The organism is Vibrio sp. 1402, from assembly GCF_033340275.1.
The window spans coordinates 1-549 of the sequence record NZ_JAWOWE010000584.1; the positions used below are offsets into that span (position 1 = coordinate 1).

Below are 549 nucleotides of genomic sequence, written 5' to 3' on the forward strand. Positions count from 1 at the left end.
ATACAGATCAGAAAAAGCGCTGACTTGTAACACTTCGGCGCATTCCTATGTCACCAGCTCCCAAAGGTGATGAGCTCTGTGAGTGAAGCTTTTGATGGTTGTCTATTACGTCCTTATACGATGAAACCGTTGGTAGGGCTAGGTCCTACATAAGCGATTGGTTGAGGGAACGCTTTTCGATAATACTGACCATATCAACGAGCAACAATCCAATTTACTTCCTATTGAAAAGGAAAATGGACATGACAAAACATTCAAAAATTTTCGCTGGCGTCGCTTCAGTAATTTCCTTTACTGCGGGCGTTTCAGCTTGGGCGGCAGGCGATCAAGACTTTAGCTCAATGCAGATGAAAGGCGTGGAGCAAATAGAAGTTAAGGTCGACTTAGATGGGGCAGCAAAACGCCTATCAAAAGCGGTGCAATTCCCAACGATTTCCAATCAAGATCGCAGTGATTTTGCACAAGATGTTTACACGATTACGGCAATTCAGTTGGAGAATACAACAGAGTTTGAAGGTTTCCATGGTGTGAATGAGCGCATCCGTGTAG

The 549-nt window shown here is 44.1% G+C and carries 1 protein-coding gene; it reads left to right on the plus strand.

Features of this window, described 5'->3' with window-relative positions:
* Positions 1 to 242: 242 nt before the first annotated feature.
* On the plus strand, positions 243 to 549 hold a 307-nt coding region (locus tag R7044_RS27380), incomplete at its 3' end, for a hypothetical protein (protein WP_225456245.1).